The organism is Pseudomonas sp. MWU13-2517 (genome assembly GCF_023242545.1).
Lineage (GTDB): Bacteria > Pseudomonadota > Gammaproteobacteria > Pseudomonadales > Pseudomonadaceae > Aquipseudomonas.
In genome coordinates this window covers 338,442-363,655 of sequence record NZ_JALMFA010000004.1, presented here as the reverse complement: position 1 = coordinate 363,655, position 25,214 = coordinate 338,442, and the positions used below count along the sequence as shown (strand labels likewise).

22 protein-coding genes are annotated in these 25,214 nt (G+C 59.7%); 10 read left to right on the top strand and 12 right to left on the bottom strand.

Annotated features, from left to right (window positions below; all coding sequences use genetic code 11):
- Positions 1 to 100: 100 nt before the first annotated feature.
- The 7 genes from pcaG to pcaR form a co-directional block, all read right to left on the bottom strand.
- The gene (gene pcaG, locus M5B97_RS08550) at positions 101 to 667 is read right to left on the bottom strand and encodes a protocatechuate 3,4-dioxygenase subunit alpha (RefSeq protein ID WP_248731250.1); all 567 of its coding nucleotides are present in this window, start codon (positions 665 to 667) and stop codon (positions 101 to 103) included.
- A gap of 1 nt (position 668) precedes the next feature.
- The gene (gene pcaH / locus M5B97_RS08545) at positions 669 to 1,373 is read right to left on the bottom strand and encodes a protocatechuate 3,4-dioxygenase subunit beta (protein ID WP_248731249.1); all 705 of its coding nucleotides are present in this window, start codon (positions 1,371 to 1,373) and stop codon (positions 669 to 671) included.
- 24 nt (positions 1,374 to 1,397) lie between these two features.
- Complete coding sequence (gene pcaF / locus M5B97_RS08540) at positions 1,398 to 2,603, bottom strand: 3-oxoadipyl-CoA thiolase (RefSeq protein WP_248731257.1); 1,206 nt, start codon at positions 2,601 to 2,603, stop codon at positions 1,398 to 1,400.
- Positions 2,600 to 3,379 carry a CoA-transferase subunit beta gene (locus tag M5B97_RS08535; protein WP_123714960.1) on the bottom strand — a complete coding sequence of 260 codons (780 nt, stop codon included), beginning with the start codon at positions 3,377 to 3,379 and terminating at the stop codon, positions 2,600 to 2,602. Before M5B97_RS08535 ends, pcaF begins: the two co-directional genes overlap by 4 nt.
- A complete protein-coding gene (locus tag M5B97_RS08530) occupies positions 3,379 to 4,236 on the bottom strand; it encodes a CoA transferase subunit A (protein WP_123714959.1) in 858 nt (285 codons plus the stop codon). The genes M5B97_RS08535 and M5B97_RS08530 overlap by 1 nt, the downstream gene beginning before the upstream one ends.
- A 204-nt stretch (positions 4,237 to 4,440) precedes the next feature.
- On the bottom strand, positions 4,441 to 5,781 hold the full coding sequence (locus M5B97_RS08525; protein WP_123714958.1) for an MFS transporter: 1,341 nt from the start codon (positions 5,779 to 5,781) through the stop codon (positions 4,441 to 4,443).
- Between the two features lie 144 nt (positions 5,782 to 5,925).
- On the bottom strand, positions 5,926 to 6,768 hold the full coding sequence (pcaR, locus tag M5B97_RS08520; RefSeq protein WP_060753787.1) for a pca regulon transcriptional regulator PcaR: 843 nt from the start codon (positions 6,766 to 6,768) through the stop codon (positions 5,926 to 5,928).
- A gap of 566 nt (positions 6,769 to 7,334) precedes the next feature.
- Here pcaR and M5B97_RS08515 point away from each other — a divergent pair.
- The gene (locus M5B97_RS08515) at positions 7,335 to 7,535 is read left to right on the top strand and encodes a hypothetical protein (protein WP_003172389.1); all 201 of its coding nucleotides are present in this window, start codon (positions 7,335 to 7,337) and stop codon (positions 7,533 to 7,535) included.
- Between the two features lie 330 nt (positions 7,536 to 7,865).
- Entirely contained in the window at positions 7,866 to 9,341 is a 1,476-nt protein-coding gene (locus M5B97_RS08510; protein ID WP_248731248.1) for an inorganic phosphate transporter, read from the top strand.
- A 178-nt stretch (positions 9,342 to 9,519) separates the two neighbouring features.
- Here M5B97_RS08510 and ccoM read toward each other — a convergent pair whose 3' ends face one another.
- Both ccoM and M5B97_RS08505 read right to left on the bottom strand, forming a co-directional pair.
- Positions 9,520 to 9,636: a cytochrome c oxidase subunit CcoM gene (ccoM, locus tag M5B97_RS27635; RefSeq protein WP_017137226.1), complete on the bottom strand. Its 117-nt coding sequence runs from the start codon at positions 9,634 to 9,636 to the stop codon at positions 9,520 to 9,522.
- 143 nt (positions 9,637 to 9,779) lie between these two features.
- Positions 9,780 to 9,953: a hypothetical protein gene (locus M5B97_RS08505; RefSeq protein ID WP_167665837.1), complete on the bottom strand. Its 174-nt coding sequence runs from the start codon at positions 9,951 to 9,953 to the stop codon at positions 9,780 to 9,782.
- A 132-nt stretch (positions 9,954 to 10,085) separates the two neighbouring features.
- Here M5B97_RS08505 and M5B97_RS08500 point away from each other — a divergent pair, with 132 nt between their 5' ends.
- From M5B97_RS08500 to M5B97_RS08490, 3 genes are all read left to right on the top strand, one after another.
- Positions 10,086 to 10,958 carry a LysR substrate-binding domain-containing protein gene (locus M5B97_RS08500; RefSeq protein ID WP_248731247.1) on the top strand — a complete coding sequence of 291 codons (873 nt, stop codon included), beginning with the start codon at positions 10,086 to 10,088 and terminating at the stop codon, positions 10,956 to 10,958.
- A gap of 90 nt (positions 10,959 to 11,048) precedes the next feature.
- On the top strand, positions 11,049 to 11,519 hold the full coding sequence (locus M5B97_RS08495) for a RidA family protein (RefSeq protein ID WP_134658039.1): 471 nt from the start codon (positions 11,049 to 11,051) through the stop codon (positions 11,517 to 11,519).
- A complete protein-coding gene (locus M5B97_RS08490; RefSeq protein ID WP_248731246.1) occupies positions 11,516 to 12,697 on the top strand; it encodes an aminotransferase class V-fold PLP-dependent enzyme in 1,182 nt (393 codons plus the stop codon). The genes M5B97_RS08495 and M5B97_RS08490 overlap by 4 nt, the downstream gene beginning before the upstream one ends.
- On the opposite strand, the gene M5B97_RS08485 is transcribed toward M5B97_RS08490, so the two are convergent.
- Entirely contained in the window at positions 12,694 to 13,035 is a 342-nt protein-coding gene (locus tag M5B97_RS08485; protein ID WP_123714953.1) for an aspartate-semialdehyde dehydrogenase, read from the bottom strand. The two genes, M5B97_RS08490 and M5B97_RS08485, sit on opposite strands and share 4 nt — an antisense overlap.
- 219 nt (positions 13,036 to 13,254) lie before the next feature.
- Here M5B97_RS08485 and rapA point away from each other — a divergent pair, with 219 nt between their 5' ends.
- Positions 13,255 to 16,101 (top strand): RNA polymerase-associated protein RapA, encoded by a 2,847-nt coding sequence (gene rapA, locus M5B97_RS08480; RefSeq protein WP_248731245.1) that lies wholly within the window; start codon positions 13,255 to 13,257, stop codon positions 16,099 to 16,101.
- Positions 16,102 to 16,248: 147 nt separating this feature from the next.
- Here rapA and M5B97_RS08475 read toward each other — a convergent pair whose 3' ends face one another.
- A complete protein-coding gene (locus M5B97_RS08475) occupies positions 16,249 to 17,595 on the bottom strand; it encodes an MFS transporter (RefSeq protein ID WP_123714951.1) in 1,347 nt (448 codons plus the stop codon).
- A gap of 253 nt (positions 17,596 to 17,848) precedes the next feature.
- Between M5B97_RS08475 and M5B97_RS08470 the strand changes: the two genes are divergently transcribed.
- From M5B97_RS08470 to M5B97_RS08460, 3 genes are all read left to right on the top strand, one after another.
- Complete coding sequence (locus M5B97_RS08470) at positions 17,849 to 18,214, top strand: YkgJ family cysteine cluster protein (protein WP_123714950.1); 366 nt, start codon at positions 17,849 to 17,851, stop codon at positions 18,212 to 18,214.
- 138 nt (positions 18,215 to 18,352) lie between these two features.
- Positions 18,353 to 20,617 carry a bifunctional diguanylate cyclase/phosphodiesterase gene (locus M5B97_RS08465; RefSeq protein WP_248731256.1) on the top strand — a complete coding sequence of 755 codons (2,265 nt, stop codon included), beginning with the start codon at positions 18,353 to 18,355 and terminating at the stop codon, positions 20,615 to 20,617.
- Between the two features lie 203 nt (positions 20,618 to 20,820).
- Positions 20,821 to 23,016: a hypothetical protein gene (locus M5B97_RS08460; RefSeq protein WP_248731244.1), complete on the top strand. Its 2,196-nt coding sequence runs from the start codon at positions 20,821 to 20,823 to the stop codon at positions 23,014 to 23,016.
- A gap of 221 nt (positions 23,017 to 23,237) precedes the next feature.
- Here the strand turns inward: M5B97_RS08460 and M5B97_RS08455 are convergent, their stop codons facing one another.
- Positions 23,238 to 23,540, bottom strand: a complete 303-nt coding sequence (locus M5B97_RS08455; protein WP_123714947.1) for a DUF2288 domain-containing protein — start codon at positions 23,538 to 23,540, stop codon at positions 23,238 to 23,240.
- 354 nt (positions 23,541 to 23,894) lie between these two features.
- Here M5B97_RS08455 and M5B97_RS08450 point away from each other — a divergent pair, with 354 nt between their 5' ends.
- A complete protein-coding gene (locus M5B97_RS08450; protein WP_123714946.1) occupies positions 23,895 to 25,022 on the top strand; it encodes a branched-chain amino acid ABC transporter substrate-binding protein in 1,128 nt (375 codons plus the stop codon).
- The last annotated feature ends 192 nt before the right edge of the window (positions 25,023 to 25,214 follow it).

The following is a 25,214-nucleotide window of genomic DNA, read 5'->3' as shown; positions in this document are numbered from 1 at the left end:
CCTCGCCACAAATACAGCGTTCACCCTTAACTGACTGGCATTAGCCGCAATCACCGCTTTTCCTTGAAGCTTGCAGCTTGTAACTCTCCACTGCTCCTGATCAATAATCGAAGAACACTGTTTCCTTGTCTGTGCCCTGCAAAATCACGTTCCACTGATGAACACCGTCTGCATCCTGCCGGGCAATCAAGGTACTGCGCCGTTCTTGCTGCACGCATGCCAGCAGCGGGTCATCGCCATTCATGACCTCACCGTCAAAGTAAATCCGCGTCAGCAGGTGCTTCACCAACCCACGGGCAAACACCAGCACCACCAAGTGCGGCGCCTGAGTCGTGCCCTTCAGCCCCGGCACCGCGCCCGGCTTGATGGTGGTAAAGCGAAAACGCCCTTCGGCGTCCACCGGCACCCGACCGAAACCTTCGAAGTTCGGGTCGACGGCTTTGTCCTGATCGTCTTCCGGGTGGTCATATTTGCCCGCGGCATTGGCTTGCCACACTTCAAGCATGGCATCGTTGACGGCATCACCGTTGCCGTCCACTACCTGCCCGCTGATCGCCACACGTTCGCCGAGGGTTGCCGGCACGGTCAGGTCTTCGCGGTTCAGCCAGGTCAGGCCGATGTGGTAATACGGCCCGACGGTGTGGGACGTGGTCGCGTTGAGTGTCATCTCATTTCTCCATCGGCGTAGCGTCGCGGCCGCGCAGGACGATGTCCCAGCGGTAGCCGAGGGCATAGGAAGGAATGGTTTTTTCCAGGTCAAAACGGGCGATCAGGCGCTGCTTGGCCGAGGTGTCCGGTACGCAGTTATAGATCGGGTCGTATTCCAGCAACGGGTCACCCGGGAAATACATCTGCGTGACCAGCCGCGTCAGCACACTCGGGCCGAACAGCGAAAAGTGGATATGCGCCGGCCGCCACGCGTTGTGGTGGTTGCCCCACGGGTAGGCACCAGGCTTGATGGTCTGGAACTGATACCAGCCATCGGCGTCGGTGATGGTGCGACCGGTTCCGGTGAAATTCGGGTCCAGCGGCGCGTCGTGCAGGTCGCGCTTGTGGTTGTAGCGCCCGGCGGCGTTGGCCTGCCAGATCTCCACAAGGATGCCCGGCAAGGGCTGGCCGTTTTCGTCCAGCACACGGCCATGAATGATGATGCGTTCGCCCTGGGGTTCACCTTCATGCTGGGCGGTGAGGTCGTTGTCCTTCGGGTTGATCCGCTCGGCGCCGATGGTAGGGCCGGTGATTTCCGACAAGGAATGGGGCAGGAACACCAACGGCTTGGACGGCGAACGCAGGTTCGTCGACTGGTAGGCCGGGTGCAGGTAATCAGGTTGAGTACCCGCTTGCGGGCGCCGGTAACCGGGCTTGTCACTCATGGTGCAATCCTCTCTTATCAGAATTCAGATGCGTTCAATCGCCAGGGCCAAGCCTTGGCCGACGCCCACACACATGGTCGCCAGGCCTTTGCGCCCCCCGGTTTTCTCAAGTTGATGCAGTGCGGTCAGCACCAATCGCGCACCGCTCATGCCCAGTGGGTGGCCAAGGGCGATGGCGCCGCCGTTCGGGTTGACTTGGGGCGCGTCGTCGGCAATCCCCAACTCGCGCAGCACCGCCAAGCCTTGGCTGGCGAAAGCTTCGTTGAGTTCGATCACGTCAAAGTCGGTGACCGCCAACCCCAGGCGCTCCACCAGCTTGCGCACCGCCGGCACCGGCCCGATCCCCATCACACGCGGCGCGACGCCGGCGCTGGCCATGCCCAACACACGGGCGCGGGCGGTGAGGCCGTGTTTTTTCACGGCCTCGGCGCTAGCCAGGATCAGCGCCGCGGCCCCGTCATTCACACCCGAGGCGTTGCCGGCGGTGACGGTCTTGTCGGGGCCGTTGACCGGCTTGAGTCTGGCCAGAGCTTCCAGGGTAGTGTCAGCTCGCGGGTGTTCATCCTGCTCGACGACGGTCTCGCCTTTTTTATGGGCGACGCGCACCGGCACGATTTCCTCGGCGAAGAACCCGGCGGCTTGTGCGACGGCGGTACGCTGCTGGCTGCGCAGGGCGAAGGCGTCCTGGTCGGCCCGGGACACCTGGTAGTCGTCGGCGACGTTATCGGCCGTCTGGGGCATGGCATCCACACCGTACTGCGCTTTCATCAACGGGTTGATAAAACGCCAGCCGATGGTGGTGTCTTCCAGTTTCATGTTGCGCGAAAACGCCGCATCGGCCTTCCCCATCACGAACGGCGCGCGGGACATCGACTCGACACCACCGGCAATCGCCAATTCCATTTCGCCGCTGGCAATGGCGCGAAAGGCAGTACCGATTGCATCCATGCCCGAGGCGCACAAGCGATTGAGCGTTACCCCAGGGATGCTCTCCGGCAGGCCCGCCAGCAACAGCGCCATACGCGCGACGTTGCGGTTGTCTTCACCGGCCTGGTTGGCGCAGCCGAGGAACACTTCATCCACAGCGGCCCAGTCCACCGACGGGTTGCGCTCGATCAAGGCCTTGATCGGCAGCGCCGCCAAGTCATCCGCGCGCACGGTGGACAGCCCACCGCCGAAACGGCCGATGGGGGTACGAATCGCGTCACAGATAAATACATCGCGCATCAGGCTTCTCCGGGTGCTTGGCCATGGGCGGCCGCCGTGCGTGCCTCAAGGTCACGCAGGGCGGTCAGCTCTGTATCAGTCGGTTCGGCAGTGGTGTCGACCTGGTCGGCAAAACGAACGGCCCAACCGGTCGCAGCCACTACTTGCTCACGGGTCACACCAGGGTGCAGCGCGGTGACCACGAATTCATGGGTGCCCTCTTCCGGCTCCATGATGCACAGGTCGGTAATAATCCCGACAGGCCCCGCACCCGGCAGGCCCAGGCGTTTACGCGAGTCGCCGCCTTCGCCATGGCCGACCGAGGTGATGAAATCCAGCTTGTCGACAAACGAACGCGCCGACTGCTTGAGGATGATCAACACGCTCTTGGCGGAACCGGCAATCTCCGGCGCACCGCCGGCACCTGGCAAGCGCACTTTGGGCTGGTGGTAGTCACCGACCACGGTGGTGTTGATATTGCCGAAACGGTCGACCTGGGCTGCGCCGAGAAAGCCTACGTCAATGCGCCCGCCTTGCAGCCAGTAGCGAAAAATCTCACCGGTCGGCACCACAGTGTCGGCGGTTTCCGCCAGCTCACCGTCACCAATCGACAGCGGCAATACCGAGGGCTTGGCGCCAATCGGGCCGGACTCGTAGATCAACACCACATCCGGCGACGAGGTCAGGCGCGCCAGGTTGGCGGCCTTGGACGGCAGACCGATGCCCACAAAGCAGACGGAGCCGTTCTTGAGACGGCGCGCCGCGGCGACGGTCATCATTTCATTGGTCGAGTAAGCCATTACTTGGCCTCCTGCGCGGTGGCCAGCTTGGCCTGGAATTCAGTGAAGTCGGCGGTACCGCGAATGTATTCATCGATCCACGCGGTAAAGGTCCCGCGGTCGCGGGCGATTGGATCCCACGCTTGGTAGAAGCGGTTATCACGCTCGTTGTAGCCATGGGCGTAGGACGGGTGCGCACCACCGGGTACATGGCACACCGCAGTCAGGGCCCAGGTCGGCAAGACGCAGCTGTTCATCGGCGCGTTCAGGTCATCGACGATTTCTTCCACAGTGACGATGCAACGCTTGGCTGCCAGTGCCGCCTCCTTCTGCACCCCCAGAATGCCCCACAGCAACACGTTGCCCTTGCGGTCGGCCTTTTGTGCGTGGATCACGGTGACGTCCGGACGCACCGATGGCACCGCCGCCAGCACTTCCGCGGTAAATGGGCAGGTCACGGTCTTGATCAGCGGGTTGACCTTGGGCAGGTCGGAACCGGCGTAGGCACGCAGCACGGCGAACGGCAGGCCCGATGCGCCGGCAACGTAGGCATTGGCCAGGTCGGCATGACTGTGCTCTTCAATTTCCAGCGGTTGCGGCCATTGCTTTTCGACCGCATCGCGCAGCCGATGCAGGGAGCCCACGCCCGGGTTGCCGCCCCAGGAGAAAATCAACTTGCGGGCGCAGCCGGCACCGATCAACTGGTCGTAAATCAGGTCAGGCGTCATACGCACCAGCGTCAGGTCTTTCTTGCCCTGACGAATGATTTCATGACCCGCTGCCGTAGGGATCAGATGGGTAAAGCCTTCCAGAGCGACGGTGTCACCGTCGTTCACAAATTGCTTCACCGCGTCACGCAGCGCGAGAATTTCAGCCATGGGGTTAGGGCTCCCGATATGGATCGAAAAAGGCGCTGAGGTGGCGCCGAAGTGCTTGAAGATTAAGCCGGGAAAATACCCCGAACAATCCGATAATCGACTCAGCGTTCGATTATCGAACCAATTGTTACCTAGCTAATCTTTTCTGGTGCATCAACGAATGCGGGAGGGGTCCACCCCTCCCCCATTTGGCCGGACCCGGACTCAGGTCGCGTCGGCGTGGCTGACCATGCCCTTGATCACTACAGCGGTGGTGGCCAATGCCGCCGGAATCACCAAGGCGGTCAGCACCTGCTCGAAGTTCCAGCCCAGGCCGAGCAAGGTCGCGCCCATCCACGCGCCGAGGATGGCGCCGAAGCGGCCAATACCGAGCATCCACGACACGCCTGTGGCGCGCCCCTGGGTCGGGTAGAAACGCGCGGCCAGGGACGGCATCGCCGATTGCGCGCCGTTGACGCACATCCCGGCGATCAACACCAAGGTCGCCAGCAGCGTGATATTGCCCAGACTCTGCCCCACCGCGTAGGCAAACACCCCGGCCAACAGATAGAAAGTACCGATGACCTTGTGCGGGTTGAACCGGTCCATCGCCCAGCCCACACCGACAGCGCTCAGCACGCCACCGAACTGGAACAAAGCACCGATAAACGCCGCTTGCTCCATGCTGGCACCGCTGTCACGCATCAGGGTCGGCAGCCAACTGGTCAGCAGGTAAACAATCACCAGGCCCATGAAATAAGTCAGCCACAGCAACAACGTGCCGGCGCTGTAGGTGCCGGAGAAAATCACCGCGAACACGTTGCGCGCCTTGACGGTTTTCTGCTCGGGCACGCTGAAGCTGGTGGCCTGGGCGACCAGATGGGGCGCGATGGGAGACAAGGTTTTACGCACCTTGTCGCTGCCGCGATTGCGCACCACCAGATAACGCGCCGATTCGGGCAGCCATCTCCACAGCACGACCACCAGGATCAACGGCAGGATGCCCCCCATCAGCAGCAGGCTATGCCAACCGAACGCCGGAATCAGCTTGGCCGAGATAAACCCGCCACCCGCCATACCCAGGTTGAAGCCGCAGAACATACTGGTCACCAACAACGACTTGTGGCGTTCCGGGGTGTACTCGGACAGCAGCGTGGTGGCATTCGGCATGCCGGCCCCCAGGCCCAACCCGGTGAGGAAGCGCAATACCAGCAACTGGTCGACGTTGGTGCTGTAGGCCGATGCCAGGCTGAATGCGCCAAACACCAGTACTGCGCCCACCAGCACCACTTTGCGCCCAAAGCGGTCGGCCAACGGACCGGAGCCCAACGCACCGAAGACCATGCCGATCAATGCGGCACTCATCACCGGGCCGAGGCTGGCGCGGTCGATGCCCCAGTCCTGGGACAGCGCCGGTGCGATAAAGCCCATGGCGGCAGTGTCGAGGCCATCGAGGAAGACAATCAGGAAACACAGGATTACCACGCGCCACTGATAGCGTGACAACGGCTGGGCATTGATAAAGGACTGTACGTCCAGGTTAGTGCCGACAGAAGGCTGATTCATTATTGTTATTTCCACACCGATGGGCGGGTCAACGACCTGAGGCCGTCATTATTATTGGGGGCAGCGATAGCGCTGCCGCACATTAATAAGCCAAGGGAAATACCGTCAATTGATCAAGCCGGGATCTGTGCGGTCACCGAACACTTAGGCAAACAGCTGGGTGCTCAATTCGCGGCTGGCGCTGAGCATGCTCGGCAAGAAGCGCTGCTCCAACTCGTTGCGGCTGACCCGGCCGGCGTGGGTACTGACATTCAGCGCGGCCAGCACTTGGCCCGACGCGTCATACACCGGTACGGCAATGGAGCGCAGGCCCTGTTCCAGTTCCTGGTCGACAATGCACCAGCCCTGCTGACGCACTTGTTGCAGGCATTCCAACAAGGCTTGCGGTGTGGTCAGGGTACGGCTGGTCTTGGTTTGCAGGTCGGCGTGGTCGAGGTAGTCCTTGAGCGAGGAATCATCCAGCGCCGCCAGCAGGATGCGGCCCATCGAGGTGCAATAGGCCGGCAAGCGTCCTCCCACCGACAGGTCTACTGAGATCAAGCGCTGGGTGGTGGCCGAACGGGCGATATAGAGGATGTCGTCGCCCTCCAAGGTCGCCATGTTGCAGGCTTCGTGGAGTTGCTCGCTCATGCGGTCCAGATAGGGCTGGGCCGACACCGCCAAAGGCGTGGAGGATAAATAGGCATGGCCCAGGGTCAGCACTTTGGGCAACAGCGAGTAGGTGCGTCCATCCGTGGTGGCGTAGCCGAGTTTGATCAAGGTATGCAGGCAACGGCGCACGGCGGCGCGAGGGATTTCGGTGCGGTGGCTGATCTGGGCGATAGTCAGGTGGCGCTTGCGCTCCTGGAACGCCTGGACCACGGCCAAGCCTCGGGCCAGGGACGTCATGAAATCCGGATCCCCCGTGAACGCTTGGATGCGCTTGGCCGGTGAGGCCACGATCGGCGGCGCCACTGATGCGAAGGAATTGCGCAATTGATCGTTCATTTCGGGGCCCTTTATCTTTTTTAATCGCTGGGAGGGTTGGCTGCAATGAGCTATTACCAGCCGCGTGGCCCGATGCACAAGGTGGCCATGGCAACATTGGGCGATTATCGGACAACCAAGCGATTATCGCAATTTACCGGGTACATCAGTTCTTAACAGTGCGGGATGAATATGAAAGCCGCGCACTCGACAGGTATCTAGATGGCTGCAGATTTTATAAAGCTATGTTTCGAAAAATCAGATGCAGACATGTAACAAAACTCTCACACGACATAGCATTTTTTTTAACTTCACAATGATAGTGTTATTCGTACGCGTCGCTATAATGCAGCGTGTACGGAGGTCAGCCCGGTAATGATGTCGGGATGGGAGCTCGTCAGGCGCTGCGGGTTGTATGCGGCGTCGGTAACCACAAGGTCACAACAAAAACAAATAGTCGCCAAGAGATTCTGCCCTTTGGCCCTTCAAACTTGAACGGTCCTACTGTTCATATTGACGTAGCCCGGGAACGAGTTTCAGCTACGACGTTGCACAACACACAAACTCAACTCAAATTAGGTAACACTGTGACGAAAGACGAACTGCGCGCGGAACTTGAGCGCCAGGAACAACGTTACAAGGACGTTTACGGCGGGGAAGTCACCACCTACGCCGCCCAACCTGAGCCGGAACGCAAGCCATGGCGCAAACGAGCCAGCCTGCTGGATCAGGCATTTGCCCAGGAAATTCAAAAGATTGAACAGGAGCTCAAAGCCGAAGAGCCATAAGCACTTCGACGCGAGCTCTCAGGGTTTTGCTGTCTCCGCCGTTCTACCTGCGGCGGAGGGCACCTTCCTTCTTCCAATTGGCCAGGGTCCTGCTGCTGCCAACGAAATTTCATACAAATGTTTCAAACATGATATTTGCCTGAAAAAACCCGCCCTCGCCGACCTGTACTTTATAAATCAAAGACTTGCCAAGCCCCCGAAAACCCTGGGATGAACGCCCTTCCCGCGGTTTTTTTCAGTGAAGATTGTTACCGATGAGCAGCTAATGCATCGATTACCGAGGTTTTCTGGCATAATCGCGCCCCCTTACGACCGGGTCAGAAAACCTTCATGATCGATTTATTCAGCGGACTGGATGCTTGGGTTCTAGTGAGCCTGTTGCTCGCCCTGGCCTTTGTCCTCGCCTTCGAGTTCATCAATGGCTTTCATGACACCGCTAACGCGGTGGCCACAGTCATCTATACCAAAGCCATGCCGCCGCACCTGGCCGTGTTCTTCTCCGGGGTGTTCAACTTCCTCGGCGTATTGCTCGGTGGTGTCGGCGTCGCCTACGCCATCGTGCATTTGCTGCCGGTGGAATTGCTGATCAATGTGAACACCGGCCATGGCCTGGCAATGGTCTTCTCTTTATTGGCCGCGGCGATCACCTGGAATCTGGGCACCTGGTACTTCGGTATCCCGGCCTCCAGCTCCCACACCTTGATCGGCTCGATCCTCGGTGTCGGCCTGGCCAATGCCCTGATCAACGACATCCCCCTGGCTGATGGCGTGAACTGGCAGAAAGCGGTGGATATCGGCGCGTCCCTGGTGTTCTCGCCGATGGCCGGCTTCCTGGTCGCAGCCCTGGTGCTGCTCGGCCTGAAGTGGTGGCGCCCGCTGTCCAAGATGCACAAGACCCCGGACCAGCGCCGCAAGCTGGATGACAAGAAGCATCCACCGTTCTGGAACCGCCTGGTGCTGGTGATCTCCGCCATGGCCGTGAGCTTCGTGCATGGCTCCAACGACGGTCAGAAAGGTATCGGCCTGATCATGCTGGTGCTGATCGGTATCGTGCCGGCACAGTTCGTACTCGACCTGGGCAGTACCACTTATCAGATCGAACGTACTCGCGACGCTACCGTACACCTGAGCCAGTTCTACCAGCGCAACAACGCCACTCTCGGCGAGTTCCTGGCCCTGGGCAAAGGCGTGAAGTACGATCTGCCGGGCAAGTTCCAATGCAACCCGCAACAGACCGAGCCGACCATCAATGCCCTGATGGAAACCTTGAAAGGCGTCGCTGACTACCACTCGCTGACCGCCGAACATCGTATTGAGGTACGCCGTTACCTGCTGTGCCTGGACGACACCGCGAAGAAAGTCGGCAAGCTGCCGGGCCTGGATGCGCGCGAGAAGTCCGACCTGGACAAACTGCGCAAAGACCTGACCGCCACCACCGAATACGCACCGTTCTGGGTGATCCTGGCCGTTGCCCTGGCCTTGGGCCTGGGCACCATGGTCGGTTGGAAGCGTGTGGTATTGACCATCGGCGAGAAGATCGGCAAGCAGGGCATGACCTACGCCCAGGGCATGTCGGCTCAGATTACCACGGCGAGCATGATTGGCCTGGCCAACATCTTCAGCCTGCCGGTTTCGACGACCCACGTATTGTCGTCGGGTGTGGCCGGGACCATGGTGGCCAACAAGAGTGGGCTGCAAGGCGGCACGGTGAAGACGATTCTGATGGCTTGGGTGTTGACCCTGCCGGCGACTGTGGCCTTGTCGGCCGGGTTGTTCTGGTTGGCGTCCAAGGCGCTGGGTAGCTGATCACCCGACGGTTGAAAAAGAAGGTGCGACCTCGATGAGGATCGCACCTTTTTTTATGGCCGTTCGATTGCGGGTATATCCGTCTTTGATAACGGATATGTACACAAACTAAAAAGCAAAAAAAAGGGCGACCGAAGTCGCCCAAAATGCCTTGCGTGCCCATGTAATCCAGAAAGACTTACGGTTCTTTACGCTTGTTAGCGTCTTTCCAGATAAAAATTCCAAACCCTACAAAGAACAACACCATGAGGCTTACAGTCAGCACTCCGGCAAACACCACATTATCGAAAAACATGACCGGCCTCCTGCTCGTGCCCTGTTGCGATAGGGCTAAGTTAAAGGAGAAGGCGAAGTAGAAAATTGACGGGGATCAATGTCGTACGCAACTGGGCGTAAAGGAGGGCAATAACTGACCTGCATCAACGGATGCCGGCCGTTTCAACGTTTTTTCGGATTATTCTTCGGCTTTTTCTTAACTTTTGGCTTTTTCAAGAGCAACGGCATCGCCTGTTCGAACGCCTGGCGAACTTCATTGAGGCGTTTATCATTCAGGTCATGTACACGTTTGGCACGTTCGGCATTCAGGTCGATCAGCTTGGCGTCTTCACTCATGGCTTGGCTTACGTCGTGGCGGGAATAGCTCAATAATGCGGCCTCCCCCGCTCCACGGCAAATCAACGGGCGACAAATGGCAGGTCATCGCCCAAAATCGGCCCTTCCCCCAAGCCCCGGAGGCCTACCCAAGTGGCACTGCACAAGGACCTTCCGCCATTGCTGGCCCTGCGCGCGTTCGAGGCAGTGGCGCGACACTTGAGCTTTATCAAGGCGGCCAACGAGTTGTCGGTGACCCAAAGTGCCTTGAGCCACCAGGTACAGAAACTCGAACAGCACTTGGGCAAACCTTTGTTTATCCGACGTACCCGTGCGATTGATCTGACCACCGACGGCGAGCATTACTACAACGAAATACGCCCTGCCCTGGACGCTATCGCCGCTGCCACCCGCACGCTACGGGTCGCCCCCAGCCACACCGTGTTACGCATCGGCCTGCTGGCCTCCTTCGCCACCCTGTGGCTGGCTCCACGCCTGGCCGATTTTCTCAACCGCCACCCGCACATTCAGGTGGAATTACTGCCCGCGATCCAACTGGCAAACGTCGCCGCCGCCGAGGTCGACCTGGCCATCCGCTATGGCAAGGGCGACTGGCCCGATGTGCACGCCGTGCGCCTGATGGATGAGGCGATCTCACCCGTGTGCAGCCCCGTATTCAAGGCCAGCCAACTGCGTAAAGGCCCATTATTGATGGCCACCTCCCATCGACCGTTCGAATGGACGGATTGGTCCGCGCACTATCAGATCGAGCTCGCCGATCATCCCCGTGTCGTGCTGCATGACTACAACATCGTGGTCGAAGCCGCCGTGGCCGGCCAGGGGATCGCCATGGGCCGCCACCGTTTGATCGAGCGCAGGCTCCAGGACGGCAGCTTGGTGGAGGCGTTCGACTGGCCACCTTATCGCAGCGACATCGGCTACTGGCTGATCACTCCCCACGGGGCCACCAGCGAAGCGGCCACGTGTTTCAGCCAATGGTTGAAGGAAGCCTGCGCACACGCATGAGCTTTTTCGATACGTCGAGTGAGTTCTATCCGTTTGTCGCCCCTCGCCACGCCCCACATGCTGAAACCTCCCAATTCAAGAGGATTCATCATGAGCGACTCGATCCGCCAACGCGTTCACGCCCTCGGCCTGACGCTGCCAACGGCCAGCCAGCCGGCGGCCAACTACATCAGCCACGTCATCAGTGGGAATCAGCTGTTTGTCTCCGGACAAATTCCACTGATCGACGGCAAGCCCGCCTATGTGGGTCGACTCGGCGAATCCCTCAGCGACGAAGAAGGCACCCAGGCGGCGCAATTGGCGGCCCTGGGTCTGCTGGGGCAACTGAGCGACGCCCTCGATGATGACCTGTCGCGCCTGGCGCGCACTCTGCGCGTCGGCGTCTTTATCGCCGGCAGCGGCCACTTCAATCAGCAGAGTGCAGTAGCCAATGGCGCCTCGAACCTGTTGGTCAACGCCCTCGGCGACAAGGGTCGGCACGTGCGCACCGCGGTGGGTGTATCGAGCCTGCCGGCTGGCGTTGCCGTGGAGGTGGACGCCATTTTCGAGTTGCAGCCATGAGCCCGCTGGAAGTCCAGCACCTGCGGGACGAAACGCCGGGCTGCCAGTCGGGCATCGTGCACTTCAATCATGCCGGTGCCTCTTTGCCGAGCCGGGCGACCTTGGACGCGATCATCGACCAGTTACAACGCGAGGCCCGCGACGGCCCCATGGAAGCCGGCGAGCACGGCACAGTACTGGTGGAAAAAGCCCGCCGCGCCGCCGCGCAATTGCTCAATGCACCGGCCTCCTCAATAGCGTTTGCCGGCAGCGGTTCGACCGCGTGGAGCATGGCGTTTCAGGCCTTGGGCAGCTGGCAACCGGGCGATCGCATTCTGGTAGGCCGACAAGAATGGGGTGGCAACCTCGCCAGCATGGATCTGGCCGTGCAAGCGGGTGCGCGGGTGGAAGTCATCCCCTGCGATGAAAGCGGCGCGGTCTGCCCCGTAGCACTGGAGTCGATGATCGATTCAAACGTGAAGTTGATCGACCTGACCTGGCTTCCCGCCAACGGCGGTCTTATCAATCCCGCCCAGGCGATAGGAGTGGTGGCCAGGCGCCATGGCGTTCCTTACTTCATTGACGCAGGCCAGGCTGTCGGCCAGTTGCCGGTGGACGTGCAGGCGCTGCACTGCGATGTGCTCAAGTCGGCAGGTCGCAAACACCTGCGTGGGCCACGCGGCACCGCGCTGCTGTATGTACGGCCAGACTTTCTGCAACGTTTGAACCCGGCTCAACGCGATGTGTTTTCGGCACCCTGGACCGCCAAAGGCTTCGACTTGCGCAACGACGCCCGCCGCTTTGAAACCAGTGAAGCGTCCTATGCCTTGTTGGCGGGATTGGGCAATGCGCTGCAAGAAGCCAACCGTTTGGGTGTGGAGCGAACCTGGGAAAGGGTCTTACTACTCAGCAAGCGAATTCGTGAAGAACTGCGTGAGATCCCGCGCCTTTCCCTGCATGACTCGGGCACGGCTCATTCGGGTCTGATCGCCTTCAACCTCGCCGGCTGGGACGCCTTCGAGCTCAAGCGCCGCCTGGGTCTCAAGCGCATCAACATCGGCGCCAACGACGTGGCTTATACCCCTTTGGACATGCAGGCGCGAGGTTTGAGCAGCATTGCGCGAGTCTCGGTCAGCCCCCTCAACAACGAGCGCGACATCGAGTTGCTGATAGCGGCACTGCGGGAATTAAGCGACTAGACCTCGACGTCCACCCATAACCCCTGGCGCGGCGCATCTTCGATCAACGGGACGACCGGCACAGTGTTGTCGGCATTCAGTACATCGCCTGGAATCGCCAAGTGCTGTTCAGGATCTTCCTCGGCTTCGCGCCGACGCTTTTGTTGTTCTTGCTGGCGACGCTGTTCTTCGCGCAGCAGAAAGGTCGATTGCTCGGCATCGCCCTTTTTCAGGTCGATCGTGCTCTCGTTGGAGCCCGCTTGTACGGGCACCACCGGCGGGATATCCGGCTTCTGGCGCGCCGGATCGAGTTGTGACGTGACCGGCACAACACTGACGGGCAGCATGGGTGGCAACATAGGCTTTATTCTCCTGATCAACAGGCTGTCGGCGGGCTGCCGGGTGACTTGAGCACCCAGTCGCCAAGCTGTGACCCAGTCCACACTCGTGAGTGCCCGCCATCTGTCGATTCAACTTTCGAACCGCCGCTCAAACAGCGTAGTTTTTGTCAGAGTCCTTTGGCTGAGGGCTGTGTTCCGTTAAGATAGTCGGCTTTTTCACGGCGGGAGTCAGGCAGCATGGCGCAGCAGTATCAACCGGGGCAACGCTGGATTAGTGACAGCGAAGCAGAGCTGGGGTTAGGCACCGTTCTGGCACAGGACGGGCGCTTGTTGACCGTGCTCTATCCGGCCACTGGCGACACTCGTCAGTATGCGCTACGGAATGCGCCCCTCACTCGCGTGAGGTTTTCGCCGGGTGACACCATCACCCATTTCGAAGGCTGGAAAATGACCGTGCAGGAAGTCGACGATGTCGACGGCCTGTTGGTGTACCACGGCCTCAATGGGCAGAACGAGCAGGTCACCCTCCCGGAAACCCAACTCTCCAACTTTATCCAGTTCCGCCTGGCCAGCGACCGTCTGTTCGCCGGGCAGATCGACCCGCTGGCCTGGTTCTCGCTGCGTTACCACACCCTGGAACACACCAGCCGCCAATTACAGTCCTCGCTGTGGGGCCTGGGTGGCGTACGTGCGCAACCTATTGCTCACCAATTGCACATCGCCCGTGAAGTCGCTGACCGTATCGCGCCACGGGTATTGCTCGCCGACGAAGTGGGCCTGGGCAAAACCATCGAAGCCGGCCTGGTGATCCACCGCCAACTGCTGTCCGGCCGCGCCAGCCGCGTGCTGATCCTGGTGCCGGAAAACCTGCAGCACCAGTGGCTGTTGGAGATGCGCCGCCGCTTCAACCTGCAAGTGGCGTTGTTCGACGAAGAACGCTTTATCGAAAGCGATGCGGCCAACCCGTTCGAAGACACCCAGCTTGCACTGGTCGCACTGGAGTGGCTGGTGGACGACGAGAAGGCGCAGAACGCGCTGTTCGCCGCCGGCTGGGACCTGCTGGTGGTCGATGAAGCTCACCACCTGGTGTGGCATGAAGACAAGGTCAGCCCGGAGTACGCGCTGGTAGAACAGTTGGCCGAGGTCATCCCCGGCGTGCTGCTGCTCACCGCCACCCCGGAACAACTGGGCCAGGACAGCCACTTCGCGCGCCTGCGCCTGCTGGACCCGAACCGCTTCCACGACTTGCAAGCCTTCCGCGCAGAAAGCGAGAACTATCGCCCGGTGGCTGAGGCGGTGCAGGAACTGCTGGACAAGGGCCGCCTCTCCCCGGCCGCGCACAAGACCATCCAGGGTTTCCTCGGCAACGAAGGTGAAGCCCTGCTCACCGCCGTCAACGATGGCGACACCGAAGCCAGTGCACGCCTGGTGCGTGAACTGCTCGACCGCCACGGCACCGGCCGCGTGCTGTTCCGCAATACCCGCGCTGCGGTGCAGGGTTTCCCGGAGCGCAAGCTGCATGCCTACCCGCTGCCGAACCCGGACGAATACCTCGAGTTGCCGCTGGGCGAACACGCCGACTTGTACCCGGAAGTCAGCTTCCAGTCGCAGCCGGATGTCGAGGAAGACAATCGCTGGTGGCGCTTCGACCCACGGGTCGAGTGGCTGATCGATCAACTGAAAATGCTCAAGCGCACCAAAGTCCTGGTGATCTGCGCCCACGCCGAAACCGCCATGGACCTGGAAGACGCCCTGCGCGTGCGCTCCGGTATCCCGGCCACGGTGTTCCACGAGGGCATGAACATCCTCGAACGTGACCGCGCCGCGGCCTACTTCGCCGATGAAGAGTTCGGCGCCCAGGTGCTGATCTGTTCGGAAATCGGCAGTGAAGGCCGCAACTTCCAGTTCTCCCATCACCTGGTGCTGTTCGATCTGCCGTCCCACCCCGACCTGCTGGAACAGCGGATCGGCCGTCTGGACCGGATCGGCCAGAAACACGTGATCGAATTGCACGTGCCGTACCTGGAAACCAGCCCGCAAGAGCGCCTGTTCCAGTGGTACCACGAAGCGCTGAACGCGTTCCTCAACACCTGCCCGACCGGCAACGCCTTGCAGCATCAGTTCGGCCCGCGCCTGCTGCCGCTGCTGGAAAACGCTGACGACGCCGAGTGGCAGGCCCTGATCGACGAGGCCCGCGCCGAGCGCGAGCGCCTGGAAGAAGAGTTGCACACCGGTCGCGACCGCCTGCTGGAGCTCAACTCCGGCGGTGCGGGTGAAGGCGATGCGTTGGTGGAAGATATTCTTGAGCAAGACGACCAGTTCGCCCTGCCGATCTACATGGAAACCCTGTTCGACGCGTTCGGCATCGACAGCGAAGACCATTCGGAAAACGCGCTGATCCTCAAGCCCAGCGAAAAAATGCTCGACGCCAGCTTCCCCCTAGGCGACGACGAAGGTGTGACCATCACCTACGACCGTAACCAGGCCCTGTCGCGCGAAGATATGCAGTTCATCACCTGGGAACACCCGATGGTGCAGGGCGGCATGGACCTGGTGCTGTCCGGTTCCATGGGCAACACCGCCGTGGCGCTGATCAAGAACAAGGCGCTCAAGCCAGGCACCGTGTTGCTGGAACTGCTGTATGTCAGTGAAGTGGTTGCACCACGTGCGCTGCAACTGGGCCGTTACCTGCCACCGGCGGCCTTGCGCTGCCTGCTGGACGCCAACGGCAACGACCTGTCGGGCCGTGTCTCGTTCGAGACCCTGAATGACCAATTGGAAAGCGTGCCACGGGCCAGCGCCAACAAGTTCGTCCAGGCTCAGCGCGACCAGTTGACGCCACGGATCAACGCCGGCGAAGAGAAGATCGCCCCGCGCCACATCGAGCGCGTGGCCGAGGCCAAGCGTCGCCTGGCAGCGGACACCGAGGAAGAACTGGCACGCCTGACTGCGTTGCAAGCCGTCAACCCGACTGTACGTGACAGCGAACTGGTTGCCCTGCGTAACCAACGCGAGCAGGGCTTGGCCATGCTCGACAAGGCGGCGCTGCGACTGGAAGCAATCCGGGTACTGGTAGCGGGTTAATAGCCGCTTGAAGCAAAAAGAAGGCCCGCGCAATGCGGGCCTTCTTTCATTCGTCTTGAGGGGCTCATCGGGTGCAGGCCTCCTCCCACACATTGGAACCCATCCAATTGTGGTAGGCCGCGTACTCCCGATGGCGTTACCGCAGTATCAAACCGTGGCCGCCGAAGCCGGCACCTCAACCGCACTCAGGCCCTCTTTCATCCTCTTGGCATCCCGCACAAAGCTGCGCGAGGCCTGGAACAGAAACAGCATGGTCAGCAACAGCGCCACCGGGATCAGGTACATGGCGTCGTGCAGCCCCACCGCTTTATAAGCTTCGGTCATCTGCTGCGCCCCCGCCGCGTACATGGCCGAGTGGGCAAAATGGTCCGACAGGCCGCCCACCACGATCGGGCCCATACCACCGCCCAGCAAGTACAACCCGGCAAAGAACAGCGCCATCGCCGTCGCCCGCAAACGTGGCTCGACCACGTCCTGGATCGCCGTGTACACGCAGGTGTAGAAGTTATAGGCGAACAACCAGCCGACACTGAACAAGGCCACAAACACACCGATCTCGATGCGCCCGGCATGCAAGGCCCACGCGGTGGTCACGGTGGAAATGATCAGGCTGCACGCGGCAAACAACAGCCGACCATTGGCGACCCGCTGATGGATCTTGTCGGCAATCCAGCCGCCCAGGGTCAAGCCCACCAGGCCGGTGAGACCGACAATCACCCCGGTGGCCACGGCCGCATCCTGCAATGGCATAAGGAAGTAGCGCTGCAACATCGGCACCAGGAACGAATTGCACGCATAGGTGGCGAAGTTGAAACACAGCCCGGCCAGCACCAGCCACAGGAAGGTCGGCACCGCCAGCACGCGACGGATCGGGCGATCGACGCGCTCCTGGGAGACTTGTACGGTTTCCGCCGCGCCGCGCTTAGGCTCTTTGATATAGAACATAAACATCGCCAGGATCAGCCCCGGCACGGCTGCGATAAAGAACGGTGCGCGCCAGCTGTCGAAAGCCTTGACCATCGCGCCAATGGTGAAAAAGGCCAGCAGCAGGCCCAATGGCAGGCCCAACATGAAAATGCCCATGGCCCGCGCCCGACGGTGTGCCGGAAACAGATCGCCGATCAGCGAGTTGGCCGCGGGCGCATAGCTGGCTTCGCCGATGCCAATACCCATGCGCACCAGCAGGAAGGTCCAGAAACTACCGACCATGCCATTGATCGCGGTCAGCCCGCTCCAGGCGAACAGGCCCCAGCCCATCAGTTTGCTGCGTGAACCGGTATCGGCCATGCGCCCCAGCGGCAAGCCGGCGATGGCGTAGACAATGGTGAAGGCGGTGCCGATGATACCGAGCTGGAAGTCGCTGAGATGCCATTCCATGCGGATGGGCTCGATGATAATTGCGGGAATGGTACGGTCGAAGAAGTTGAACAGGTTGGCCAGGAACAGCAGGAACAGAATGCGCCAGGCATTCGCCGCTTGGGTCGAGTTCTGCATGGGTCCGTCTCTTTATTGTTATAGGAGCTGCGATGTCCGATGCATCCTGCTCAGGTACCTGCAACATAGTCAGGCTGGCCCCGGTTGTCTGTAATGATTCGTAAAGCTGATAGGGCATGATTTCGCCCGTGGCCATGGGACTTTGCCTACACAAAATATAAGTGCGCCCCCTCTTCCCAACGGCTACGGCACGGATAGAATGGCGAGCCTTCCCCGAAACACCCTACTTCTACTTTTCTAATCGATGACGCCCATGTCCGAAGCCAGTCCGTGTCTGAATTGCGGTGCCTGCTGTTCATACTTTCGTGTGTCTTTCTTCTGGGGTGAGTGCGCCTCATCGGGGGGTACGGTCCCCGACGATTTGGTCGTACAGATCAACCCCACCCGCGTGGCGATGATCGGCACAGACCAGAAACCCGCACGCTGCTGCAGCCTCGAGGGTGAAGTGGGTAAAGAGACCCGTTGTACGATTTATGAACAGCGGTCGAGCCCGTGCCGCGAGTTCGACGCATCGTGGAGCCAGGGTGAACACAATGTCGATTGCGACGCTGCCCGTGCGGCGTTCGGCCTGGCCCCACTGGAAGCACCTGTCGAGCAGGAGCTGCCCCTCAGCGCTTAGCATCAAACGCTATGGGTCAGATGCCAAAAAAATCAGAATCAAAGTGCCATTATCCATGGTGAATCCCGCGAAGCTTCTATACTCGCTCTCATAGGTCATCGCCTCAGGCTGTGACGTGACTCTATGACGGGACATGCTATGGAATGGCTTGGGTTGCATTTCTTTACCGACCTTCCGGAAAAAGGGCATTTATTACTCAATTGCAGTCATAACCCCTTTCTGGTGCTGTTGGCTTACCTGGTCGCTTGCGCGGCCGGGTTCGGCACGCTGGATATGGCCGAGCGGGTCGGGCATGTGGAAGCCCCCACCGCCCGGCGGCATTGGCGCTGGCTGGGTGCCGGGTGCCTGGCGGGCGGAATCTGGTCAACCCACTTCATCAGCATGCTGGCTTTCCAGGCCCCAATCACTATTCATTACGATCTGATCCTGACGTTCGCCTCGCTGGCGATCGCCTTGATCGCTTCGCTATTCGCCATGCAAACCCTCAGTCACCCGCACCTGCGGTTCCATCAATACTTGCTGGCGTCGGCCTGGATGGGGCTCGGCATCGCCCTGATGCATTATGTCGGTATGTCAGCCATGCGCTCCCAAGCCCTGGTGTACTTCGAATCGGGGTTGTTCATAGCGTCGGTGGCTATCGCCATTGGCGCCAGCCTGGCCGCGTTGTTGTTGTCCAACTACCTGCGCAACGGCGCCGGCATGTTTCATCAATTGCTCAAGTACGCCGCCAGCCTGACGCTGGGCGCCGGCATTATCAGCATGCACTTCACCGGCATGGCCGCCATGCAGATGGTGATTCCCACTGGCGCTGATCTGTCGTCACCGCTGGACAACAACCCCATTCAACTTGGCCTGTCGGTGGCGGTGATTACGCTGCTGGTCATCGGCAGCAGCATCAGCGCCGCCTTGGCGGACAAAAAACTGCAGCACAAGGAGCGCGACCTGCGCCGGGTCAACGCACTGCTCAGTGAACTCGATCAGGCGCGTGCGTCGCTGCAACAAGTCGCCCATTTCGACGCGCTGACCAGCCTGCTCAATCGCCGGGGGTTCAACCAGCTCTTCGCGGAGAAAGTCGCGGAAAAAACCGCAACCAAAGGCATGATGGCGGTGATCTTTCTGGATATCGACCACTTCAAGCGGATCAACGATAGCCTGGGGCACGATGCCGGCGACCAGTTGCTCAGCGTGTTGGCCGGGCACATCAAGGGCTCGGTGCGCAGTCATGAAGATGTGGTCGCGCGCTTTGGTGGCGATGAATTCTGCATCCTGATCAACATCCACCACCGCGATGAAGCGCGCCACATGGCCCAGCGCATCATGCAAAAGATGAAAGACCCGATCGAACTGGCCGGGCGACGCATGGTAATGACCACCAGCATCGGCATCAGCGTGTTCCCCGATGACGGCCTGACCTGCGAAGAACTGTTGAAAACCGCCGACCTGGCGCTGTACCAATCCAAGGATAGCGGGCGCAATAACCTGAGTTTCTTCAGCTCCAACCTGAAAACCCGCGCGTTCCTTGAGTTGCAATTGGAAGAGGAACTGCGCACGGCCTTGCGTGCGCGCAACCAATTGGTGCTGTTCTACCAACCGATCTTCGACATGAAGCTTGGCAAGGTCACTCGCCTGGAAGCCCTAGTGCGCTGGCAGCATCCGCAACACGGGCTGCTGGCGCCGGACCGTTTTATCGGCATCGCCGAAAGCAATGGGCTGATTGCCGAACTGGATCACTGGGTGCTGCGCCAGGCGTGTCATGACCTGAGTTTGTTGTCCGACCGTGGCTACACCGGGCTGACCATGGCCGTGAACTGCTCAGCCTTGAATCTGGCCCGTGATGAATTGGCGGATGAAATCGAAGACGCCCTGCGCTTTGCCGGGATTGCCGCCAATCGTCTGGAGCTGGAGGTTACCGAAAATGCGTTGATGGGCAATATCAGCAGCACTCTGGCGCTGTTGCGACAGATTCGTGCACTGGGTGTCTCCCTGGCCATCGATGACTTCGGCACGGGCTACTCATCCCTGGCCTACCTCAAGCGCCTGCCGTTGAACACCTTGAAGATCGACCGTTCGTTCATCCAGGACATTCCCAAATCCACCGCCGATATCGAGATCGTCCAGGTGATTATCGGCATGGCCCACACCCTGCACCTGCAGGTGGTTACCGAAGGCGTGGAAACCCAGGCGCAATTCGAACTGCTGCTCAAGCATGGCTGTGATTTCGTGCAAGGCTACCTGCTCAGCCCGGCGGTGCCTGCCAGTGACATCATCGGTGTGATGCAGGGCATCCAGATGCGCAACCCGCTCCACTCGCTTAGCGCGGAAGGCAACAAGGAGGCTCCCCCATTGAAAGAGCCCACCCCGGGACGTACCGGCTCAACCTCTATCGTGCGGCCAATTCGCTGACGCCGGCTATTTGGCATTTCGCCATCATTTGGTTAAAGAACGCCGACGAACGGCCGATTCATCAGAGTCCGGCCGGAATTCCCCTGTAAACACTTGGGCTGAACCCCGCCGCCCCGGACTCAGACGCACTGTAAAGTCGCGAACTCTCATTCCGTGATGGCTCCTCGATTTTTGCGGCCATCCGTCCAGGTACATGGCGCCCAATGACTTCCAAAAACAGCTCCGCCACCGTAATCCCCGACGTGTTGCCTACAGCGCCTGCGGAAAAGCCCGCCGGTTACAACCCCGTGAGCAGCGCCCGCCCGCTGGCCACCCAACAGTACTTGTACTTCACCGAGACCAATACCGATCGCATCCTCGACAACCTCGACGGCCTGCGCGACATGGTGTTCCCACGCCCGCCCCAGCAGGAAGGTGACGGTGCCCCGGGCCATGAGCAGGAATTCCCGTCGGTGTGCCTGATCGGCCTGGGCCGCTGCGGCTCGAACATTGCCCTGGACGTGGCGGAGTTGGTGTACAACGCGCGCAAGTTTTACTTGAACGAATTCAGTGCCGAGGATAAGCCTCAATTCAAAAAGAGCCCTGTGGACAAGGGTTACAGCCCAACCCAATGGATTCGCAACAACCTGCGCCTGGGCGGCGGCAAGACCACCAAGCCGGTCTTCCTGGTGGAACCCTTGGTGATGCTGGGCGACCTGGACAAAGACATTGCCGGGCGCATCCGTTTCTCGCGCAAAGGTGAGAAAAGCGGCTTTTTGCGCGACTACAGCAAGATGAAAATCATGGACCTGTCGGAAGTCCATGCCGGTGGCGCCGGTAACGCGCCGATCCTGGGCCAGTACCTGGCCAAGATCATCCTCAACAAAGACACCCAGCGTTTCTCCAGCCCCGACTGGAAGATGATTCACTCGTACCTGATCGACTCCTGCGGCATCAAGGCCAACCAGTCGCGCCTGTACTTCTCGATCTTCAGCGCCGGCGGTGGCACCGGCTCGGGCATGGCTTCAGAGTTCGGCCTGGCCCAGCAACACTCGTACATGAACAAGACGTTCGACACCAAGCCCGCCGACGAACACGACAGCAAGAGCGGCCATGCGTTTGTGTTCGAGCCGATCTTCACCAGTGGCATCTGTGTGCTGCCGAATATCTCCGACCACCGCAGCGAAATGTCCGAAGCCCTGCACATCAACGCCGGCCGGCTGCTGTGCAAGTATCTGTCAGAAGAGTGGGATTTCTCGTACAACTTCGCCAATGAAGACAGCAGCGAAGCCAGTGTGAAAGGTCGCATCCGCCCATGGAACGCAATGATGCTGATCTCCAACGACATCATGCGTTACGCCGAAGAGAGCGATGACGGCAATATCCAGAACATTGATGTCAATGCCATGGAAAAACATGCCAACCAGTACATTTCCCAACAGATCTTCAACATTCTCACCGCGCAGGCGGTGACCACCGACTACGACCAGAACTACTTCCGGCGCGCCGGGATCGACATCGGCGAGACCATTCGCCTGGATGCCAACGACCTGTTCATGAGCCTGGCCGGCCCGGTGGCGATTGCCTACGCCGAATCCGTGGTGCCGGAAACCCCGGTACCATCGAACGACAAGTTCAAGGTGTTCGACAAAGAGCCGCAGCGCCTGAACATCGATGACCTGTTTTTCCGTTCCATCGACCTGCCGCACTTCAACAAGGTCACCCAGGCCATCGAAGGCATCAGCCTGCTGCCGATTGAGTCCAAGCGTTATCGGGCGTCGCTTGAGCAATACAAGAATTCCGGCTATGACGCGGCGGCGCTACATGACCTGCACTTCTTCAAGAACTGCTCGTCGGTAGTATCCATCGTATCGCTGCCCAAGGATTACAAGCTGTCCTACATGGACCTGAACCGGCTCAAGACCCATCTCAACAGCCTGTTTCCCAACACCACGCTCAAGCGCTATGCGTTGGTGATCGGCGCATCGGCCAACCTGTCGCTGACCACACTGATCGCCAAGAGCCCGTGCCTTTCGGATGACTTCCTGACGCTGATCGTCGCCTTTATCAAGCGCTGCTTTGCGCGTAATCCTTACCGCTTCGATGACACGCTGGACAATTCGATCCTGGACTTCATCATCCACGAGGACTTCGACGAAGACCGCATCGATGAGTTGCTCAATGAATTCGAGAACCCAGCGAAAATCCTCGATACCAACTGGTATGCGATCAAGCCGATGTATGAGAAGAAATACCGCGAGTTGATCAACGACAAGGAAAAGTTCGTGTCGATCAACGACATTCGCCTGTCACGGGATTGCGTGAAAAAGGCAATCAAATATCTGCGTGAGATTTATCGTCACCGGATTGGCAAGACCAAGGTTATTTCGTTGAATAATCATACCGGCAAGACGGCTTAGGCTTTTGTGGTGAGGGAGATTGCTCCCTCACCACGATGATTTGCTCATCTTCTGAAACAATTCGCCCGGCACTCAGCCAGCGTCAAAACTGTTCCCGTGACGTTTACGTCACCCTCACCTGTGACCTTTCTCCACGGCAAGATGCCATCACCGTGTCAGCGGTTACTCGGCTACACACTTCACCCATGAAAAAACGCGCACCTTTTTCGTGCAGACTTTTCTTACGCCGCCCTTTCCTGGATCAGAATCCACGGCGAAACCACCACTGCCCACAAGCCCGGATCACGCGCGACCAGGTCCAATGCCCGCGTCGCAGACACTTCGCCCAGGCTCCCCGCAGCCAGCCAATCAGCGACTTTCTCGCGGTTATCCTCGGCCATTGCCTCGGCTGCCTCGATCAAATCCAGGCCTGCATCGACCCACAATAGGGCACCCTTGGCAAAGAACGGCTCAAGCTCCTTCCAGGAAATTTCGGCGGTTTCACCGAGCAGCTTGGCATAGAGGGTGCTAGGTTCTTGCGTCATGGGAATCCACCTGAAGAAAAAATCGGCGCAATCATAACGTCGTGCCTTTCGTATAAAAAGCCAGGTAGAAAAACCCAGTTGCAAATGAGGCATCGATAGAAAGTGTCAGGAAAGCCAAGGATTGCCCGGAACTCTGGCATCACCGCGCCGCAATTCTGTCTTTTTCTTTCATTTAAGCGACACGCTCGAGCTTTGCCCCCAGCAGCCAGCTTTTCAAGCGATCAACCGGCGCTCTACACTGTACCGGTACAGTTGCCAGGGCACTGCCGGGGGATACTCGAGATATCCGATCCGGTTCTGCAGCTCACAAGGCCGCTAGAACTATAAAAAATACAACAGTAAGAGTGGAGCACTATGAATAAGGCTACTAAGCAGATTTCCAAACTGTTTGCCGCTATGGTCCTGGCTGGGGTTGCCGGCCATTCGTTCGCAGCCGACACCATCAAGATCGGCATCGCAGGGCCCAAGACCGGTCCGGTGACGCAATACGGCGACATGCAATTCATGGGTGCCAAGCAAGCCATCGCCGACATCAACGCCAAGGGCGGCGTAGACGGCAAAATGCTTGAAGCCAAGGAATACGACGACGCTTGCGATCCTAAACAAGCCGTTGCCGTCGCCAACAAAGTGGTCAACGACGGCGTCAAGTTCGTGGTCGGCCACCTGTGCTCCAGCTCCACTCAACCAGCCTCCGACATCTATGAAGACGAAGGCGTGATCATGATTACCCCGGCTGCCACCAGCCCGGAAATCACCGCCCGTGGCTACAAGCTGATCTTCCGCACCATCGGCCTGGACAGCGCCCAAGGCCCGGCAGCCGGCAACTACATCGCCGACCACGTGAAGCCGAAAATCGTCGCTGTACTGCACGACAAACAGCAGTACGGTGAAGGCATCGCCACCGCCGTTAAACAGACTCTCGAGAAAAAAGGCACCAAGGTTGCCGTCTTCGAAGGCCTGAACGCCGGCGACAAAGACTTCTCCTCGATCATCCAGAAGCTCAAGCAAGCCAACGTCGACTTCGTCTACTACGGCGGCTACCACCCTGAGCTGGGCCTGATCCTGCGCCAAGCCAAGGAAAAAGGCCTGAACGCCAAGTTCATGGGCCCAGAGGGCGTCGGCAACGACTCCATCTCGCAAATCGCCCAGGACGCTTCCGAAGGCCTGCTGGTGACCCTGCCTAAATCCTTCGACACCGACCCGGCCAACAAAGCCATCGTTGAAGAGTTCGCCAAGAACAAGCAGGACCCAACCGGTCCGTTCGTGTTCCCAGCCTACTCGGCCATTGAAGTGATCGCCGGCGGTATCACCGCTGCGAAGAGCGAAGACACCGCCAAAGTGGCAGCCGCCATCCACGCGGGCACCTTCAAGACTCCTACCGGCGACCTGAGCTTCGACGCCAAGGGCGACCTGAAGGACTTCAAATTCGTGGTCTACGAATGGCACTTCGGTAAACCAAAAACCGAAGTTTCCCCTCAGTAAGCCAGGCGTTACTGGTCCACAAGCCCACTGTGCAAGCAGTGGGCTTTGTTTTACGAGGTTTATGGGCCTGACACCCGCGATCCGGGCGCTGGCTCACCTGAAAATCTTAAAACCGTCACCAGCGGTTCGCTGGCAAACGCTCTGTGCAAATGTGCTCAAAGAACACAGCACGGGGCCGGAACATGACTCCAC